At 70.8% G+C, this 15883-nt stretch carries 11 protein-coding genes; 8 read left to right on the forward strand and 3 right to left on the reverse strand.

Features of this window, described 5'->3' with window-relative positions; translation table 11 throughout:
- Positions 1 to 13 precede the first annotated feature (13 nt).
- Positions 14 to 898, reverse strand: coding sequence for a transcriptional regulator HexR (hexR, locus tag TSH58p_RS27990; protein ID WP_109068900.1), 885 nt, complete (start codon positions 896 to 898; stop codon positions 14 to 16).
- A gap of 473 nt (positions 899 to 1371) precedes the next feature.
- Here hexR and TSH58p_RS27995 point away from each other — a divergent pair, with 473 nt between their 5' ends.
- Genes TSH58p_RS27995 through TSH58p_RS28005 form a run of 3 tightly spaced genes read left to right on the forward strand, consistent with a single transcriptional unit; the run spans position 1372 to position 4270 of the window.
- Complete coding sequence (locus TSH58p_RS27995) at positions 1372 to 1911, forward strand: TRAP transporter small permease (RefSeq protein WP_109068899.1); 540 nt, start codon at positions 1372 to 1374, stop codon at positions 1909 to 1911.
- Between the two features lie 34 nt (positions 1912 to 1945).
- Positions 1946 to 3226 (forward strand): TRAP transporter large permease, encoded by a 1281-nt coding sequence (locus tag TSH58p_RS28000; RefSeq protein ID WP_109068898.1) that lies wholly within the window; start codon positions 1946 to 1948, stop codon positions 3224 to 3226.
- Positions 3227 to 3256: 30 nt separating this feature from the next.
- The gene (locus TSH58p_RS28005; protein ID WP_109068897.1) at positions 3257 to 4270 is read left to right on the forward strand and encodes a TRAP transporter substrate-binding protein; all 1014 of its coding nucleotides are present in this window, start codon (positions 3257 to 3259) and stop codon (positions 4268 to 4270) included.
- A 206-nt stretch (positions 4271 to 4476) separates the two neighbouring features.
- On the opposite strand, the gene TSH58p_RS28010 is transcribed toward TSH58p_RS28005, so the two are convergent.
- The gene (locus tag TSH58p_RS28010; RefSeq protein ID WP_109068896.1) at positions 4477 to 5748 is read right to left on the reverse strand and encodes a hypothetical protein; all 1272 of its coding nucleotides are present in this window, start codon (positions 5746 to 5748) and stop codon (positions 4477 to 4479) included.
- 32 nt (positions 5749 to 5780) lie between these two features.
- On the reverse strand, positions 5781 to 6632 hold the full coding sequence (locus tag TSH58p_RS28015; RefSeq protein ID WP_109068895.1) for a fumarylacetoacetate hydrolase family protein: 852 nt from the start codon (positions 6630 to 6632) through the stop codon (positions 5781 to 5783).
- 156 nt (positions 6633 to 6788) lie between these two features.
- Here TSH58p_RS28015 and TSH58p_RS28020 point away from each other — a divergent pair, with 156 nt between their 5' ends.
- The 5 genes from TSH58p_RS28020 to TSH58p_RS28040 all read left to right on the forward strand — a co-directional run bounded on the left by TSH58p_RS28020 (position 6789) and on the right by TSH58p_RS28040 (position 15820).
- Positions 6789 to 7247: a hypothetical protein gene (locus TSH58p_RS28020; protein ID WP_109068894.1), complete on the forward strand. Its 459-nt coding sequence runs from the start codon at positions 6789 to 6791 to the stop codon at positions 7245 to 7247.
- Positions 7248 to 7353: 106 nt separating this feature from the next.
- The gene (locus TSH58p_RS28025; protein WP_109068893.1) at positions 7354 to 7686 is read left to right on the forward strand and encodes a hypothetical protein; all 333 of its coding nucleotides are present in this window, start codon (positions 7354 to 7356) and stop codon (positions 7684 to 7686) included.
- A gap of 120 nt (positions 7687 to 7806) precedes the next feature.
- Entirely contained in the window at positions 7807 to 8970 is a 1164-nt protein-coding gene (locus tag TSH58p_RS28030) for an aminotransferase (RefSeq protein ID WP_109068892.1), read from the forward strand.
- Positions 8971 to 9117: 147 nt separating this feature from the next.
- The gene (locus TSH58p_RS28035) at positions 9118 to 10746 is read left to right on the forward strand and encodes an ATP-binding protein (RefSeq protein WP_109068891.1); all 1629 of its coding nucleotides are present in this window, start codon (positions 9118 to 9120) and stop codon (positions 10744 to 10746) included.
- 208 nt (positions 10747 to 10954) lie between these two features.
- Complete coding sequence (locus TSH58p_RS28040; protein WP_109068890.1) at positions 10955 to 15820, forward strand: alpha-2-macroglobulin; 4866 nt, start codon at positions 10955 to 10957, stop codon at positions 15818 to 15820.
- The last annotated feature ends 63 nt before the right edge of the window (positions 15821 to 15883 follow it).

Genomic DNA, 15883 nt, shown 5'->3' on the forward strand with positions numbered 1-15883 from the left:
CCCGGCCCGACGATCAGGCCCGATGGCGGGTCCTGGTGGGCTTGCCGTGGGAGGAACGGGTGCCGGACAGCACGGCCTTCACCTTGGCCAGATGGTGCCGCGCCTCGGCGCCGAGCTTCAGCGCCACGCCGGTGGACAGCACGTCGATGATCGCCAGATGGACGAGGCGCGAGGCCATCGGCGTGTAGATCTCCGCGTCCTCGACCGGCGTGTGGCCGATGGCGACCGACGACACCGCGGCCAGCGGCGAGCCCGGCGCGGTGATCGCGATGACCGGGATCCCCAGATCGCGGGCCATCTGCGCCAGTTCCGTCACCATGATCGTGCGCCCGGTGTTGGAGATCGCCAGCAGCACCCCGCGCGCCCCCAGATTGACGGCCAGCATGCGGACCATCATCGGGTCGGCGCTGGCCTGCGCCGCCATGCCGAAGCGCATGAACTTGTGCGCCGCGTCCTCCGCCACCACCGCCGAGGCGCCGGTGCCGATGCACAGGATGCTGGAGGCGTCGGCCAGCAGCTCCACGGCGCGGGAGACGGCCGCCATGTCCAGCGCGCCCGCCGCGTCGTTCAGGGCGGCGGCGGCGGATGAAAAGATTTTTCGCGCGACGGTCGGAGTCTCGTCGTCCGGCGCCACGTCCTGGCTGACGAAGGGGGTGCCGCGGGCCTGCCCCTCGGCCAGCCGCAGCTTGAAGTCCGGGAAGCCGGCGCAGCCGATGCTGCGGCAGAAGCGGACGACGGTCGCCTCGCTGACCCCGGCGGCCTGGGCCAGCACGGTGATGCTCTGCCCCAGGACCTTCTGCGGCTCGGCCAGCACCATGTCGGCGACCTGGGCTTCGGAACGCTTCAGCTCCGGCAGGCGGCCGCGGATGTGATCGAGGATGTTCACCGGCTGGAGCATCGAAACGGACCGTCCATCCCTAAAGCGTTTTCGGTCCCAGGCGTTCTTGGTCCTGGGGCGTTCCTGGGCGGCGGACCGTACCATCGCCGATGCGAACGGCATAGCGCGCCCTGGCCTCTCGGCGGCGTTCGTCGCGCCGCTTTTCCGGGCCCACAAGCTATGCGGGGCAGGGCGGCTTGTGAAGATAATTTTCGTCGCTATGCCCATAGTTTGGCGGTTTCAGCGTCGTTATGAAGAAAATCTTCTTCACTCGGTTGCGGGACTCCTCTATTTTCCGCCACAGAAAATTCAAGGTCCCGGCAAGAGACCCCGGCAAGAGACCAAGTGGGAGGAACCCCGACCCGCCGCCCGGCCCCGCTGCCGGTGCGTCGCGCCGCCCGTGCCTTTCCGTGCCGTCTCCTTTCCGCGCCGTCCCCTGCCGCCGCCCTTTCCGCTTGGGTGAGCCCCGCCGCGAGGCGGGCCGAGGAGTGTGCATGAAGCGCATGGTGGAAGCGCTGGAGATGGTCACCGAATGGATCATGGCGCTGATGCTCGCCGTGATGGTGGCGCTGGTCTTCGGCAACGTGGTTCTGCGGTACGGTTTCAACAGCGGCATCGTCGCCGCCGAGGAGCTGGCCCGCCTGATGTTCGTCTGGCTGGTCTTCCTGGGCGCCACGCTGGCGCTGCGCCGCCACCAGCATCTGGGGTTGGACATCGTCCAGTCCCGCCTGCCGGCCCGCGTCCGCCGGGCCTGCGCCGTGATCAGCCATCTGCTGATGATCTACGCGCTGTGGCTGTTCATCGAGGGGAGCTGGTTCCAGCTTCTGATCGGGATGGAGACGCGCTCCACGGTGCTCAGCTTCCCCATGGCCTTCTACGCCGCCGCGGGCTTCTTCCCGGCGATCGCCATGGCGCTGACCATCATCGCCAACCTCTGGAAAATCCTGTCGGGCGACGCGACGGCGCACATCCCCGGCAATGGCGACCCCCACGGCGTCACCGCCCCGCAGGGCGGCGCCATCGCCGAGCATTGATTCCGTCCGGCCTTCTGAAAGCGGAGCCCGTTCCATGGCCCTTGCGGTCTTCCTCTCCTCGCTGTTCGGCCTGATGCTGCTCGGCATGCCCATCGCCTTCGCCCTGATGCTGACGGGCGTGGCGCTGATGGTGCATCTCGACTTCTTCGACGCCCAGCTCGTCGCCCAGAACATGCTGAGCGGCGCCGACAACTACCCGCTGATGGCGGTGCCCTTCTTCATCCTGGCCGGCGAGCTGATGAACGCCGGCGGCATCTCGCAGCGCATCATCAACCTCGCGGTCAGCCTCGTCGGGCACATCCGCGGCGGCCTGGGCTACGTGACCATCGGCGCGTCGGTGATGCTGGCCAGCCTGTCCGGTTCGGCCATCGCCGACACGGCGGCGCTCGCCACGCTGCTGATCCCGATGATGCGCGACAACGGCTATCCGGTGCCGCGCTCCGCCGGCCTGATCGCGTCGGGCGGCATCATCGCCCCGATCATCCCGCCCAGCATGCCCTTCATCATCTTCGGCGTGACCACCAACACCTCGATCAGCGGCCTGTTCATGGCCGGCATCGTGCCCGGCCTGCTGATGGGCGCCGGTCTGGTCATCACCTGGATGTTCGTCGTGCGCGGCATGACCGTGAAGCTCCAGCCCAAGGCGAGTTGGGGCGAGCGCCGCACCGCCCTGATCGAGGGTGTCTGGGCGCTGGCCCTCCCGGTCATCATCATCGGCGGCCTGCGCGGCGGCATCTTCACGCCGACCGAGGCCGCGGTGGTCGCCGCCGTCTATTCGCTGGTCGTGGCGCTGTTCGTCTACCGGCAGGTGACGCTGAAGGATCTGGTGCCGCTTCTGGTCCAGGCCGCGCGCACCACCAGCACGGTGATGTTCCTGTGCGCGGCGGCGCTGGTGTCGTCCTACATGGTGACGCTGGCCGACCTGCCGCAGCAGATGAACGAGATGCTGGCCCCGCTGCTGCACGAGCCGAAGCTGCTGATGGTCGCCATCACGCTGCTGCTGCTGGCCGTCGGCACGGTGATGGACCTGACGCCGACGATCCTGGTGCTCGGCCCCGTGCTGACCCCGCTGGCCGCGGCGGCGGGCATCGATCCGACCTATTTCGGCGTGATGTTCGTGCTGACCGGCACTCTGGGCCTGATCCATCCGCCGGTCTGCACGGTGCTGAACGTGGTGTGCGGCGTCGCCCGCATCTCGCTGGAAAGCGCCACGCGCGGCATCTGGCCCTTCCTGCTGACCTACCTGCTTCTGCTGAGCCTGCTGATCGCCGTTCCGGAGATCGTCACGGCCCCGCTGACCTTTTTCCGCCATTAATCACAACACGCTACAGGGAAGAACCGACCCATGAAGCTGCTCCGTTCCGTCCTTCTGGCGACCGGCCTCGCCGCCGCCATCCTCGCCCCCGTCGCCGCCTCCGCCCAGGACATCAAGCCGCGGCTGATCCGCTTCGGCTACGGCCTGTCGGAGAGCAGCAACCAGGGCCGCGCCGTGAAGTTCTTCGTCGAGGAGATGTCCAAGCGCTCCGGCGGCAAGCTGAAGGTCAAGGGCTTCGCCGACGCCAGCCTGGGCAGCGACATCCAGATGCAGAACGCCCTGATCGGCGGCGCGCAGGAGATGATGGTCGGCTCGACCGCCACGCTGGTCGGCATCGTCAAGGACTTCGCGGTCTTCGACCTGCCCTTCCTGTTCAACAACGAGCAGGAGGCCGACGCCGTGTTCGACGGCCCGTTCGGCCAGAAGCTGGCGGCCAAGCTGAACGACAAGGGCCTCGTCGGCCTCGTCTACTGGGAGAACGGCTTCCGCAACCTGACCAACAGCAAGCGCCCGGTCGAGAAGGTCGAGGACCTGAAGGGCATCAAGCTGCGCGTCATGCAGAACCCGGTCTACATCGACATGTTCAACGGCTTCGGCGCCAACGCCGTGCCGCTGTCCTTCTCCGAGCTGTTCACCGCCATGGAGACGGGCACCGTGGACGGCCAGGAGAACCCGGTCACCACCATCCAGTCCTCGAAGTTCTACGAGGTCCAGAAGTACCTGACCATTTCCAAGCACGTCTACAGCCCGTGGATCGTGCTGGCCTCCAAGCGCTGGTACGACGGCCTGTCCGCCGACGAGCGCAAGATCATCAACGAGGCCGCCGCCGCGTCTCGCGACTTCGAGCGCAAGGACAGCCGCGAGGCGTCGAAGCAGAGCATCGCCTACCTGAAGGACAAGGGCATGCAGATCAACGAGCTGAGCGACGCCGAGCTGGGCCGCATGCGTGAGATGGTCAAGCCGGCCATGGACAAGTTCGCCGCCGACGGCGGCGCCGACCTGCTGAACGAGCTGCAGGGCGAGATCAACAAGGTCCGCAAGTAAGCCTCGAATTTTCCCTCTCCCCACCGCTCACGCGCAAACGAAGTTTGCGCTGACGCGACAGGCGGACCTGCGGTCCGCCGAAAGTGGGGAGAGGGGCAGGGTGAGGGGGCGGCCGTAGGCCGGGAACGCAGCCTCATTGCAGTGCGTATCCGTCCTGCGGGCGCCCCCTCATCCCAACCTTCTCCCCAGTGGGGAGAAGGGGGTTTTCACTTCACCCGTTCACCCGTGAACGGGTTCCAGCCCACCGCGGCCAGGACCGTCCAGGCCGTCGCCGCCAGATGGGGGCGGCGGTAGTAGCGGAAATCATCCGTGGTGCTGTCCGGCCCGATGGCGAGGCCGGTGGTGATGCTGTCCTCGCGCGTCGCCCAGACATGGCCGCCGCGGCTGACCTCCTTGCCGACCTCGGCCAGAAGCCGCTGCGCGTCGTCGGACCGCCCCAGGAGGCGGTAGACCAGCGCGGCCTGGGCCGTGCCCTCCACCCACATCCCGTCGCGGTCGTCGTTGAAGTCGAAACCGCCGTCGACCCCGTGGGCCTTCTCCGCATAGTCCAGCGCCGCCCGCCAGTCCTCCGGCGCGCCGCGCAGCAGCAGCGGCCAGAGCTGGGCGTCCAGCCCCGACGTGGCCCGGTTGACCGTCACCCCGTCCGGCGCCGTGCCGGTGGGGAAATGCCCGCCGCCGTCCGCCCACATGCGGTCGAGGAAGCCGCGCGCCGCCTTCTCCGGGCCGGCCCACTCGCCCGCCGTGCCGCTGCGGGCCAGCCAGCCGAACAGGGCGACGAGGTCGGTGTTGTGCTCCGTCGCCTTCCAGGTCAGGGCCTGCGGCTTGTCGTCGAAGCCCTGGACGCCGCCGTTGAAGCCGCCCGGCCCGCGCGGGTCGGCGGCGTTCGCCACCACCCAGCGGGCCAGCTCCGCGGCGCCGCTGCGGAAGCGCTCCTCGCCGGTCGCCTCGCCCAGGGTCATCAGGGCCAGCCCCGCCCAGGCGACGTTGCCGGTGGCGGAGCCGACCTGATAGGCGTCCTCGAACCAGCGGTTCGCGGTGACGTCCCACCAGCCGTTGGGCGGGATCGGCTTCTGCGTCTGGGTGCCGGCGCGGTAGGTGTTGCGCAGCCGCCCCTGGCGCCGCGCGCGGTCCAGCGTGGCGGCGGAAAGCAGCGACTCGCCGATGCGCAGCGCCGGCTCCGTCTTGCCGCAGGCGACCAGGGCGATGACGGCCAGCGCGTTGTCGTAGGTGAAGGCGGCCTCGCGCAGCGGCAGCTCCGACGTCTGGCCGACGCCGAAGCTGCTGTCGTAGCTGCGCAGGAACACCGGGCCGGAGCCGGGAATCTCCGCCACACGCGATTCCAGCGTGCCGCAGGTCTTCCCGGCCAGCGCCGCCGCGCCGTCGTCGGCCCGGGCGGCGGTGGACGCGACCCCGGACACCGCCAGGGTGCCGACACCGGCGGCGAGCAGCCACGCGGCCAGACGGCTTGTTCGCTTCATCGAAGACACTCCCATTCCGGTCCCGGCGCCGCTCAACCTTCGAAGGCGCGGACGGACTGGCGCTGCTCGCCCAGCCCTTCGACGCCCAGGCGCATGGTCTGGCCGGGCTGCAGCCAGGGATGGTTCGGGCCGCGGCCCAGGGCCACGCCCTGCGGCGTGCCGGTGGCGATGACGTCGCCCGGCAGAAGGGTCATGAAGCGGCTGATGTAGGACACGATCTCGGCGACGCCGAAGATCATGTCGGCGGTCGTGCTGTCCTGCATGGGCTGGCCGTCCACCTCCAGCCACAGGCGCAATGCCTGGGGGTCGGGCACCTCGTCGCGGGTGACCATCCAGGGGCCGATCGGGCAGAAGCTGTCGGCGCTCTTGCCCTTCACCCACTGGCCGGTGCTCTCGGTCTGGAAGGCGCGCTCCGACACGTCGTTGAGGACGCAATAGCCGGCGATGTGGTCGAAGGCGTCGGCCTGGTCGACGTAGCGGGCGGTGCGCCCGATGACGATGCCGAGTTCGACCTCCCAGTCGAGCTTGGTGGCGCCGCGCGGCATCTGGACCGGGTCGTTGGGGCCGCAGATGGCGGTGGTCGCCTTCATGAACAGCACCGGCTCCGCCGGTTCGGGCAGGCCGGATTCGGCGGCGTGGGCGCGGTAGTTCAGCCCGACGCAGACCACCTTGGACACGCCCGCGACGCAGGGGCCAAGCCGGGTCCCGTCCGGCACCTGGGCCAGCCGGTCGGTGTCGAGCGCGCGCAGATGGGCCAGACCGTCCTCGGTCAGGGTGGCCGGGCCGATGTCCGACACCACGCCCGACAGGTCGCGGATCACGCCGTTGCGGTCCAGAAGGCCCGGACGCTCATGGCCCGGCGGGCCGAATCGCAGAAGTTTCATCAGGCTAAACCCTTCCCGTTCCCGAAGGTTGAGCCGCGCCTCTCCTCCGGTGAGTGCTGTCCGGTTCCGGCCGAAGCCGGAAAGGGGCTGTTCCGTCGCGGTCCGGTCTGGTGTACCCTTTTTTCAGCCCATGGGGAAACCAGACGGGAGGCGGATATGCCGGTGTGGCGCCGTTACCTCGTGAAGGAACCGACCGGGCGGCTGGTCGAGCTGCCGAGCCGCCAGTACGACCGCGCCGACGACGGCACGGCGCCGATCCCCGACTACGCCGGTCGCTGCGTTGAACTGGTGTCGGCGGTGCTGGTCGGCAAGCAGGGCGCCACGCCCACGGTGACCGAGGTCGCCTTCACCAAGCTGTATTTCGACCAGTCGGGATACGTGGACGCCGCCAAGCGGGAGCGGATGATCCGCCTGATGCTGGAAAGCTGCGCCGACCGGCGCGGCCGCAAGCCGGCCCGGCGGCCCGGCGGTGGCGACGGCAAGGCCCTGGCGGCGCGCGCCGACGCCGCCCGCAGCGAGCTGATGCGCGACTTCGAATGGGCCCCGGCCCCGGCGGAGGTCACCGCCGCGCTGTTCGTCCTGGGACCGCCCGGCGGCGGCGCCGCGTTGCATTGACGCCCCCCTTTTCCCCATCCGCTCCCCCGAAAAGTCACATCCCCCAGCCTCTTCCCCTGTGCCCGTATGCCCCCATATGGCTTCCAGCACAGGAGGAGGAGCCCCGATGCATCGCCGCGCCACCATCCGCCGCTCGCTGCTCGCCCGGCCTGCTTTTTCGAGCCCCACGCTCGCCCGCGTCCGGCAGCTCGCTCTGATCGGCACGGGGTGGAGCCTGATCGGCCTGGGCGCCCTGATGTCGCCGTTGCCGGGGCCGTTCGGCTTTCCGGTGGCCCTTGCCGGCGGTGTGATCCTGTTGCGCAACTCGGCGGACGCCCGCCGCCTGTTCGTGCGGCTGAAGCGCCGCCACCCCCGGCTGCTCAGCCCGGTCGAGCGCATCCGCGTCAAGCTGCGCCACCGCCGCAACGCCGCCAGGGCCAAGGCCGCCGCCTCCGCCTGACCCTCGGCGTCCGACCCTCAGCGCCTGCCGCCACCGCCGGGCCGCTCTGCGGACGGGGCGCTGGACAGCGCTGCCCGGCTGCGGCATTCCTGTCCGCTTCGGTGGTCAGGAGGCTCAAAGGTGAAGTCCGGCAACGCAATCCTGTCGAGCTACGGCACGACGATCTTCGAGGTGATGTCCCGCCTGTCGGACGAGCACAAGGCGATCAACCTCGGCCAGGGCTTTCCCGACGAGCGGGGCCCCGCCGACGTTCTGGACGTGGCGGCCAAGGCCATCCTGGAGGGTTGGAACCAGTACCCGCCGATGATGGGCACGCCGGAGCTGCGGCAGGCGGTGGCCGCGCACGGCAAGCGCTTCTACGGGCTGGACATCGACTGGAAGACCGAGGTGATGGTCACCTCCGGCGCCACCGAGGCGCTGACCGCCAGCCTGCTCGGCCTCATCAACCCGGGCGACGAGGTGGTGCTGTTCCAGCCCATGTACGACAGCTACCTGCCGATCATCCGGCTGGCCGGCGGCGTGCCGCGCTTCGTCAGCCTGAAGGCCCCGGACTGGAGCTTCACGCGGGCCGACCTGGAGGCGGTCTTCTCGTCCAAGACCAAGCTCGTCCTCATCAACGACCCGCTGAACCCCGCCGCCAAGGTCTTCGCCCGCGCGGAGCTGGAGCTGCTGGCGGAGTTCGTCCAGCGCTTCGACGCCTTCGCCGTCTGCGACGAGGTGTACGAGCACATCGTGTTCGACGGGCTTGAGCACATTCCGCTGATGACCCTGCCGGGGATGCGCGACCGCTGCCTGAAGATCGGCTCCGCCGGCAAGACCTTCTCGCTGACCGGCTGGAAGGTCGGCTACGTCACCGGCGCGCCGCACCTGCTCCAGCCCGTCGTCAAGGCGCACCAGTACATCACCTTCACCACGCCGCCCAACCTCCAGGCGGCGGTCGCCTATGGCCTGGGCAAGGACGACGCGTATTTCGCCGGGCTGGCCGGCGGTCTCCAGGCCAAGCGCGACCGGCTGGCCGCCGGGCTGCGCGCCGTGGGGTTCGAGGTGCTGCCGTCCGCCGGCACCTACTTCGTGGTCGCCGACGTGTCGCCCTTCGGCTTCGACGGCAACGACGAGGATTTCTGCCGCCACCTGACCGCCGAGGCCGGGGTGACGGCCATTCCCGTGGGGGCCTTTTTTGTCCAGGACGCGCCGCGCAGCTTCATCCGCTTCTGCTTCTCCAAAAGGGACGAGATCCTCGATGGAGCGGTTGAACGGCTGAGGACCTATTTCTCGCGGAAATGATGTGAGGGGCCTGGCCGTCAACGCGGGATGGAGAGGCTTGCCGGGACCTTCGATGGCGTGATACCCCTTGTGCTGTAGGGTCGATACCGGGCCGGAACGGATCATTGTCCGCTCCCGCCCCGGTGGACCGCCTGTGGAAAGCCCGGGATGCGCCTGCCGATCTCGTTCCGCTGGTGCGTGTTCGCCATCGCCGCCGTTGCGATCACGGTGGTCTGGGGAGCCCACGCGCAGGTGGTGCGCGAATTGCTGGACGCCCAGACGCGGGAAGCGGTGGCGAAGGCCGAGATCATGGTCCGGGCCTTCGCCAAGAGCACCCACCGCGCGGTGCATGAGGTGGACATCACGCTGCGCTCCCTGGCGCTGGAGTTCGGGGAGAACGGCCTGCCCGGCATCCGCAGCTTCCTCGACCAGACGCTCTACGATCCGACGCTGATCCATCACTTCACGGTGCTCGACGCCGACGGGACCGTGCTGTTGCGCAGCGAAGGGCCGGGCGGGAGGACGAACGAGCGGGACGAGACCGCCTTCGCCTTCCACCAGGGCACCGGCCGCGACCTGATGCACATCGGCGCGCCCTTTCCCGGGACGACCGGCGGCGGGCCGCTTCTGCGCCTCAGCCGGCGGCTGACCGATGGGGACGGCGGCTTCGCGGGGCTCGTGATCGCCAACATCGACCCCGACATTCTGGGGGAGTTCTACCAGCAGGCCAATCTGGGGCCGCAGGGGGCGGTGACCCTGATCGGGATGGACAAGGTGATCCGCGCCCGCGGGGCGTCGCGGGGCGTCGAGGCGGTCGGCCTTGCCATCCCCCAGTCCCGCCTGTGGGAGGAACTGGGCCGGTCGCTCGCCGGCGTCTATTGGCAGGAGTCGCAGACCGACGGCGTTCTGCGCGCCTTCGCCTACCGTCTGGTGGAGAACTATCCGCTGGTCGCGACGGTCGGCGTCGCACGGACGGACATCGAGGCGGCGGTGGCCGACCTGCGCAACACGCTGTTCCTGCTGGCGGCGATCCTGACCGCGTCCATCCTGCTGGTGACGCTGTTCCTTCTGGTGCAGCACCGCACGGCGGAGCGGCTGCGCGCCGCGCTGGCCCTGAACCGCAACTTCCTGGCCCGCGTCAGCCACGAGCTGCGCACCCCGCTGAACGCCATTCTCGGCTTCTCGGAGGTCATCCGCGACCAGATGCTGGGGCCGCAGGCCGGCGGACGCTACGCCGACTACGCCCGCGACATCCACGAATCGGGGCGGCACCTGCTGGGGCTGATCAACGACATCATGGACCTGTCGCGGCTCCAGGCGGGAGCGCTGCCCCTGCGTCCGGAGGATATGGATGTCGCCCCGGTCGTGGAATGGGTGTTCCGTGTGGTCGCGCCGCAGGCCGACGCCAAGGGCATCCGGCTGGACATGAACGTCGAGCCCGGCCACCACAGCGTTTCGGCCGACGAGCGCGCCCTGAAGCAGATGCTCCTGAACCTGCTGGCCAACGCCGTCACCTTCACGCCGGACGGCGGGCGCATCCTCGTGACGGTCGGGGGCGGGGCGGACGGCGGGTGCCGCGTCCGGGTGACGGACAACGGAATCGGCATGACGCCGGAACAGCTCCATCAGGCCGCGGAGCCCTTCGGGCAGACCGGGGTGCATGTGGCGCTTCCGGGACAGGGCAGCGGTCTGGGGCTGTCCATCGTCAAGTCGCTGATGGAGGCCCATGGCGGGCGCCTGAGCATCGACAGCCGGCCCGGTGAGGGCAGCCAGTTCACGCTGGAATTCGTCGCTTGATCCGCGGCTGATCCGCGGCTGATCGGCGCCCGATCCGCTCCCCGTCCACCTTGCGGGATTTTCCGGACGGAGCCGCAAAGCCGTGGCGAAACCATGGGCGCTTCGGCATACTCCGCGCCGGTTTGCCGAAAACGGTGTTTTCGCAGGCCCGGAGTTTTCGCATAGGCCCGCGCGCGCCGCGCCGGGCGGCTGGTCCAGGGAAGATCGAATGTTGCGTGCAGTGGCGCGTGTCTGTGCCGTCCTCGTCGCGTCCTCAACCCCCGTCATCGCCGCCGACGCGCCGCCCGAGCCGGTGCCCTTCGGCGTCTCCTCCGCCGAGGTGGTGGCGGAGCGCGACGTGCCGCAGGCTTGCTTCACCTTCACCGACCGGCTGGAGAAGTCGCGCGCGGTGAACTACCGCGACTATGTGGAGGTGACGCCCGCCGGCGGTGGGGCGGCCGGTGGTGGCGCCCCCTTCGACGGGACCGCCGTCGCCCGCGACCGCACGCTCTGCGTCGAGGGGCTGAAGCACGGGCAGAGCTACCGCATCACCCTGCGCGACGGCCTGCCGGGCAGCGACGGCAAGCGCCTGCCGAATCCCGACGCCCGCGACATCGAGGTGCCGAACCGCAAGCCGGCGCTCGCCTTCCGCGGGGCGGGCTACATCCTGCCGCGCATCGGCGCGGACGGTCTGCCGCTGCGCTCCATCAACCTCGACCGGGCGAAGCTCCAGGTGCTGCGGATCAACGACCGCAGTCTGGTGGAGAAGATCTATTTCGGCCGCATCGGCCAGCAGATGTCCGACCACGAGGTCGGGGAGATCCTCGACCGCTCCGGCCAGGAGGTGTGGCGCGGGGAAATGGCGATCAGCAACAGCCGCAACCAGGCGGTGGTGACGCCCTTTCCGATCGACGCCGTGCTGGGCCGGCTGGAGCCCGGCGTCTACATCGCCGTGGCCAGCACCGAGGACATCAAGCCCGGCGGCTGGGACCACAAGGCGACCCAGTGGTTCGTCGTCTCCGACCTCGGCCTGAACGCCATCACCGGGGAGGACGCGCTGGTCGTCTTCGCCCGCTCCGTCAAGGGCGCGACGCCGGAGGCCGGCGTGGAGCTGCGCCTGCTCGCCCGCAACAACGAGGAGCTGGGCAAGGCGCTGACCGGCGCGGACGGTCTGGCGCGATTCGACCTCGCCGCCCTGCGCGCCGCCGGGCGGGAGCCGGTGCAGGCGCTGTTCGCCTACCGCGGGGCGGGGGACTTCGGCTTCCTCGACCTCGTGACGCCGACGCTGGCCAACGCGCCGCCGCCGGCCGGGGCGCCGAACGCGGCGCCGGGCGGTGTCGCGGCGGTGGTCCCGGCGCGCCCGGTCCCCGGCCAGCCCGACGCCTTCCTCTACACCGAGCGCGGCATCTACCGCCCCGGCGAAACGGTGCATCTGGCGGCGCTGCTGCGCGACGCCGACGCCAAGCCGGTCACCGGCCGCCCCGTCACGCTGAAGATCCAGCGCCCGGACGGCTTCGAGGTGGACCGCCGCCCGCTGTCCGAATCCGGCGGCGGAAGCTTCGCCGCCCGCGTCGAGATTCCGGCCAACGCCATGACCGGCACCTGGGCCGTCACCGTCCACGGCGAGCCGGAGGCGGGGAGCCAGCCGAACGCCATGGGGCCGGTTCTGGGCCGCGCCGAATTCCTGGTCGAGGACTTCGTGCCGCCGCGCCTCGAGGTCGCCCTCGCCGCCGAGGCGGCGGAGCTTCCGGCGGACGGCAAGACGACCCTGACCGTCGATGGGCATTTCCTCTATGGCGCCCCGGCGGCGGGCCTGCCGGGCGAGCTGGCGGTGACGCTGCGCGCCGCGGCGAATCCCTACCCGAACCTGCCCGGCTACCGCTTCGGCCTCGCCCAGGAGGAGGTGAAGCCGCTGCGCACCGACCTGCCGGGCTTCACCACCAACCGCAACGGGCAGGCCAAGGCCGACCTCGCGCTGCCCAAGGCGCCGGAGAGCACCAAGCCGCTGGAGGCGGTGGTCCGCGCCACCCTGCTCGACATCGGAGGCCGCTCGGTCAGCCGCGATCTGGTCCTGCCGGTGCGCCACCAGCCCTACGCCGTCGGCATCCGCCCGCGCTTCGAGGGCGACGGGGTGCCGGAGGGTGCCACCGCCGGATTCGACGTTGTGGCGGTCGGGCCGGACGGCCAGCCGATGGACAAGGAGGACCTCTCCTACGAGCTGTTCGAGGAGGAGTACGACTACGCCTGGTTCGAGGCGAACGGGCGCTGGGACTACAAGGTCACGGTGCGCGACCAGCGGGTGACCGGCGGCACGCTCGCCGCCCAGGCGGCCAAGCCGGGTTCGGTGGAGGCCCCGGTGACCGCCGGCCGCTACCGGCTGGAGGTGTTCGACCCCAAGACCGGCGTGGCGAGCAGCCTGCGCTTCGCCGCCGGCTGGTGGATGACCCCGACCGCCGGCGAGCGCCCCGATCAGGTGGACGTGACCGTCATGCTGCCCGCCTACAAGGGCGGCGAGACGGCGTGGGTCTATGTCAAGCCGCCCTACGACAGCGAGGTGCTGATCGCCGTCGCCGACCGCAAGATCCGTCAGGCTTCCACCCGCCGCATCGGGCCGGAGGGCGCCTTCCTGGAAATCCCCGTCGATCCGACCTGGACCGGCGGCGTCTATGTGCTGGCGACCGCCTTCGGCGCGCCGGACGCCGCGGGCGGCCCGTCGAAGGGCGTGGCGCGCCGCGCCGTCGGTCTGTCCTGGCTGGCGGTGGACGGGGACGAGCGGGCGCTGGACGTGCGCGTCGCCGCCCCGGCGCAGACCGAGCCCCGCCGCTCCGTCACCGCCGAGGTGGTGGTGGAGGGCGCACCGGAGGGCCAGCCGGCCTATGTGACGGTCGCCGCGGTGGATGACGCCGTGCTCCAGCTCACCGACCAGCATTCGCCGAACCCCATCGACCATTACCTGGGCAAGCGCCGCCTGGGCGTGGAACTGCGCGATTCCTTCGGGCGGCTGATCGATCCGGCGGTTCTGGACGCCACCCGCACGCGCCCCGGCGCCGCCCCGCGGCTGCGTCAGGTCGGCGTCACCGTCCCGCAGAAGTCGGAGCGCGTCGTCGCCCTGTTCTCCGGCGTGCTGACCGTGGGTCCGGAGGGCAAGGTGGCGGTCCCGCTGGACGTCCCCGATTTCCAGGGCCGGCTGCGCCTGATGGCCGTGGCCTGGAGCGGGGACAAGCTGGGCCGTTCCGAATCCTCCATGCTGGTCGCCGACCCGGTGCTGGCCGACCTGGGCCTGCCGCGCTTCCTGGCACCGGGGGACCGGGCGGTGATTCCCGTGACCCTCGACAACGTCGCCGGACCGGCGGGCGCCTACAATATTTCCCTGATCGCCAGCGGCGCCGTGTCGCTGAGCGAAGGGACCATCGCCGTGCCCGAGCTGGGCAAGGGCAAGCGGGCCACCGCCGGGCGGGTCCTCACCGCCAACGGCGTCGGCACGGGCCACATCGCGCTGGACGTGACCGGGCCGGATGGCCTGCGCATCACGCGCCAGTGGGAAATCCCGGTGCGCCCGGCCTCGCCGCTGGTCACCCGCCGCACCGCCTCCATGCTGGCGCCGGAGCGCAGCGTCGAGCTGCCCGCCGACCTGCTGAACGGCCTGCGTCCGGAGACCGCGACGGCGGCCCTGTCGCTCGGCAACCTGCCGGACCTCGACGTGCCCGGCCTGCTGACCGCGCTGGAGCGCGGCGGCCCCGGCGGGCTGGAGATGACGGCCAGCCGCGCGCTGCCCCTGCTGTCGCTGGGCGACGTGGCGGTCGCGCTGGGCGTCGCTTCGGACGAGCGGGTGAAGGCGCGGGTGCAGCGGTCGGTGGACCGCGCGCTGACCTTCCAGCGGATGGACGGCGCCTTCGCCGCCTGGTCGCCGAAGGGGGAGGCCGATTCCTGGCTGACCGCCTACGCCCTGGATTTCCTGGGCCGCGCCAAGGCCGCCGGCTACCGCGTGCCGGAGGGCCCCTACCGCAAGGGGCTGGACGGGCTGCGCGGCGCGCTCGACAACGCCTGGGTCGAGGCCGACGAGCAGCCGGCCCGCGCCTACGCGCTCTATGTGCTGGCCCGCGCCAAGATGATCGACGCCGGTGCGGTCCGCTATTTCCAGGAGACCTTCTGGGACAAGCTGCAGACCGACTTCGCCCGCGCCCAGGTCGCCACGGCCATCGCCGCGCTGGGCGACAAGGACCGCGCGGCCGAGGCCTTCGGGCGGCTGTCCGGCGCCCGCGTCGTGTCGGCCAGCCTGCGCGATTACGGCTCGTCCCTGCGCGACGAGGCCGGCGTGGTGGCGCTGATGGCCGAAAGCGGCGTGGTCGAGCGGGAGCGTCTGACCCAGGCGACCGAGCGCCTGTCCAAGACCTACGCCGCCGTCCGCACGACCGGTGTGCAGGAACAGGCGTGGCTTCTCCAGGCGGCCAGGGCGCTGATCGACCGGGCGCCGCCGATGAAGATCGCCCAGAAGGACCAGCAGGGGGCCGATCAGGTCGCCGAGGGCGTCAAGCCGCTGTTCCAGCGGATCGACCCGGCGGCTCCGCCGGCCATCCGCAACGCCGGGGGCGAGCCGCTGCGCCAGATCCTGTCGGTGTCCGGCATCGCCGATGCGGCGCCGGGGGCGGAGGAGCAGGGCATGACCGTCACCCGCAGCCTGTTCGACATGACTGGCCGCCCGGCCGATCCGGGCGCCGTGCGTCCGAACGACCGGCTGGTGGTGATCCTGGAGGGCAGCGCCTCCGATCCGGTGGACCGGCAGGTTCTGGTGTCCGATCCGCTGCCCGCCGGCTTCGAGATCGAGGCCGCCCGCTTCGCCGGGGGCGGGGCGCCGCTGGGCGATCTGTCCTGGCTGGGCGAGCTGACCGCGCCGCGCGCCGTCGATTACCGCGACGACCGGTTCGTCGCCGCGCTCGACATGACCAAGCAGGCGCCGCGTTTCCGGCTCGTCTATCTGGTGCGCGCGGTGACCCCCGGCGACTACGCCCAGCCCGGCGCCGTCGTGGAGGATCTCTACCGCCCGCACCAGTCGGCCCGCACCGCCGCGTCGCGCCTGCGCGTCCTGCCGGAGTAGGCGGCCGAACGGAAAAAGCCCCATCGTCCGCCGCGCGCGGGCGATGGGGCTTTTGCCTTTTCC

It is taken from the genome of Azospirillum sp. TSH58, assembly GCF_003119115.1.
Lineage (GTDB): Bacteria > Pseudomonadota > Alphaproteobacteria > Azospirillales > Azospirillaceae > Azospirillum.